We start from the raw sequence: 3,468 nt of genomic DNA, 5'->3' as shown, positions 1-3,468 counted from the left end.
CCTTTATGCTGCGCTCGTTCTTTAGTGTGGTGGCGACGCTTATTGTGATTATTTCTTCAATTGTTGCCACCATGGGTTTATCCGGTTGGGCAGGGATGTTCTTGAGCACCGCAACCGTGAATGTTCCAACTTTGGTTTTAACTTTGGCGGTAGCCGATTGTGTTCACGTGATTGTGACCATGAGACAAGCGATGCAGCGTGGGATGGAGAAAGCACAAGCCATTCAATACAGCATCAAGCTCAATGCGATGCCGATTCTGATCACCTCAGTGACCACTGCGATCGGTTTCTTGATGATGAACATGTCGGACTCTCCGGTGCTACGTGATTTCGGTAACTTGTCGGCACTAGGCGTACTTATCGCGTGCTTCCTGTCTGTGACTATGTTGCCTGCATTGTTAAAACTGCTGCCAGTCAAACGCCTACCCGCCAATCCTAAAGCGGAAGACCAAATCACTTTTATGGATAAGCTGGGCGATTTTGTCGTCACCAACCGGAAAGCACTACTGCCGATTTCAACTCTGGTGATTGTTGGCGCTGCCGCGTTAATTCCACTCAACAAAGTGAACGATGAATCGGTGAAGTATTTCGATACCTCAAGCGAATTCAGACAAGCGGCCGACTTCATGGAAGAGACTGTAAGCGGCATGACCACCATCAGCATTGCTGTTAAAACTAATGAGTCTCAAGCGATTGCCGATCCTGTGTTTTTGCAAGCGATTGGTGACTTTACTGAATGGCTACGCGTTCAACCAGAGACTGACCACGTGGCAACGCTTTCTGATGTTTACATGCGTTTGAACAAGAACATGCATGGCGACGATGACAGCTACTACAAGCTACCGCTTAACCGTGAACTTGCCGCGCAATATTTGCTGCTTTACGAAATGTCTTTGCCGTATGGCTTGGACTTGAACAACCAGATCAACGTGGATAAGTCATCGATCAAAATGGTCCTTACCGTCGATAACCTCGGCAGCGTTGAGCTCGTCGAACTCGAAGAGCGCATTTACTCATGGTTTGCAGCCAATGCACCTCAGTATGAAGTGGTCGCGTCGAGCCCATCATTGATGTTTGCTCACATTGGCGAAACCAACATGGCGAGCATGCTCTCAACTCTGCCTATTACCTTAGTGCTTATCTCTGGCTTGATGATCTTTGCATTGCGCTCGGTTCGCTTGGGCATGATCAGCCTAGTGCCAAACATTGCGCCTGCGATCATTGGCTTTGGTTTATGGGCGCTTATCTCGGGTGAAATCAACCTTGGTTTGTCAGTGGTGGTAACACTCACTCTAGGTATCGTGGTTGATGATGCGGTGCACTTCTTAAGCAAATACCAACGCGCCAGAATCGAAGGGAAATCAGCAGAAGAAGCGGTTCGTTACGCTTTCCACACCGTTGGACGCGCATTGTGGATCACCACAGTGGTACTCGTAGCGGGTTTCTCTGTATTGGCGATGTCGAGCTTCAGACTCAACTCCGACATGGGCTTACTCAGCGCGATTGTGATTTTCATTGCGCTGGTGGTCGACTTCATCTTGTTACCAAGCTTACTGATGATCTTCGACAAGCAGACCCACTATTCAGTTAACACTCAGCACGAATCAAAGCCTGATACCAAGTCGCAGCCTAGCCCAACAGCCGAACTGACTACATCGACCAAATAAGGAAACGTCAGCCTGCTGCGGTGGGCTGACTCAAGGAGATATTTATGAAAAGCGTTAAACAAACATTCGTTACTACATTATTCGCAGTCAGCTCATTGAGCGTCGGTACGTTAACAATAGGCACATTCGCAACTTTCCCAGTATTAGCAGACCCAGCGAAAGGCTTAGAAATTGCCGAACAACGTAAAGCGGTCGATGTTGGGTGGGGCGATTCTGTCGCGACCATGGAAATGCTACTTCGTAACAAACAGGGCGAAAGCAGCACACGCCTGATGCGATTGAAATCATTAGAAGTCGATAACGATGGCGATAAAGGCTTAACCATTTTTGATGAACCGCGCGACGTAAAAGGCACGGCTTTCCTAAACCATTCACACATCACCAAATCCGATGACCAGTGGTTGTATCTGCCTGCATTAAAACGTGTAAAACGCATCTCTTCACGCAACAAATCGGGGCCGTTTATGGGCAGTGAATTTGCGTATGAAGACTTAAGCTCGTTTGAGCTAGAAAAGTACACCTTCAACTACATTGAAGACGCGAAACTGGAAGGCGTAGACACCTTTGTTTTAGAGCAAGTACCGACCGACAAAAACTCAGGCTACACCATGCAGAAAGTCTGGCTAGACCAACAGCACTACCGCCCAATGAAAGTCGAGTTTTACGACCGTAAAGGCGCACTACTTAAGACGCTATCGTTCCAAGATTACAAACAGTACCTAAACCAATACTGGCGCGCGCACACCATGGCGATGCAAAACCATCAAACAGGTAAAAGCACCGTATTAACCACGACAGATTTAGTGTTCCAGACCGGTCTTAAAGACAAGGATTTCCAAAAGAACACACTAAAACGTGCGAAATAAGGCAGGAATATGAAAAGGATTGTGGCAACAGGAACCCAATTATCCTTAACCTTGGCAGCGACCGTCGGGCTTATGCAGGTGTCGTTGCCTTGTGTGGCGGCAGGCTTTAGCCCTGATATCGCAGGGCAGGTTAACCTTGAACATAGGCAGTTCTTTAGCGACGGTTTACAAGGGCAAGACAAAGGACAAAGCTCACTGGTGTTGCAGCCAGAGTTTTACTGGGAGCAAGAAGAGGGTAATGGCAGCTTTACCTTTACCCCGTTTTATCGTCTAGACAGCGAAGACGATGAACGAACTCATGGTGATATTCGTGAAGCCTTGTATCTCACTTACTGGGACGACTACGAACTGCGGGCGGGTGTTGGAAAGGTATTTTGGGGCGTAACCGAATCGGCGCATTTAGTGGATGTGGTAAACCAGACCGATGCCATTGAATCGGTCGATGGCGAATCCAAGTTAGGTCAGCCCATGGTGCACTTCACCTCGATAAAAGAGTGGGGCACCATCGACGCCATGTTACTGCCGTATTTTCGTGAGCGTACCTTCGCAGGCGAAGACGGTCGATTAAGGCCAACCGTGCCAGTATCGGACGATGCGCTTTACGAATCTTCGAGAGAAGAGAAGCATGTGGATGTCGCGCTGCGCTATAGCCAAATGTACGGTGATTGGGATGTCGGTTTAAGTTATTTAGGCGGCACAAACCGCGACCCTTACTACCGTGTGCAAGGCAATCAGCTCAAGCCATACTACGCACAAATGCAGCACTTCGGGTTGGATGTGCAAGGCATTCTTGGCGACTGGTTATGGAAGCTGGAAAGTATTTACCGCGACAGTTACGACAACCACACCGGCGTAGCAACGGGCTTTGAATACACTTGGGTTGGGGCGCTTGAATCGTATTGGGACATCGGCTTCATCGCTGAATACCTGTATGA

3 protein-coding genes are annotated in these 3,468 nt (G+C 48.5%); all 3 read left to right on the top strand.

What is annotated here, in order from left to right; genetic code table 11:
* A partial coding sequence (locus tag BCT81_RS12275) for an MMPL family transporter (RefSeq protein WP_102424590.1) occupies window positions 1-1,667 on the top strand: 1,667 nt, incomplete at its 5' end.
* Between the two features lie 44 nt (window positions 1,668-1,711).
* Entirely contained in the window at window positions 1,712-2,533 is an 822-nt protein-coding gene (locus tag BCT81_RS12270) for an outer membrane lipoprotein-sorting protein (RefSeq protein ID WP_102424589.1), read from the top strand.
* A 9-nt stretch (window positions 2,534-2,542) separates the two neighbouring features.
* Window positions 2,543-3,468: hypothetical protein (locus tag BCT81_RS12265; protein ID WP_102424588.1), on the top strand; the 926-nt coding region annotated here is incomplete at its 3' end.

The organism is Vibrio sp. 10N.261.52.A1 (genome assembly GCF_002876325.1).
GTDB classification, from domain to species: domain Bacteria; phylum Pseudomonadota; class Gammaproteobacteria; order Enterobacterales; family Vibrionaceae; genus Vibrio; species Vibrio chagasii.
Note: the sequence above shows the minus strand (reverse complement) of the source record. Positions and strands in the feature narration are given on the sequence as shown.

What these genes read in the sequence shown, in the direction of transcription:
- BCT81_RS12270 (WP_102424589.1), top strand. Translation starts at nt 1,712, where the DNA reads ATGAAAAGCGTTAAACAAACATTCGTTACTACATTATTCGCAGTCAGC.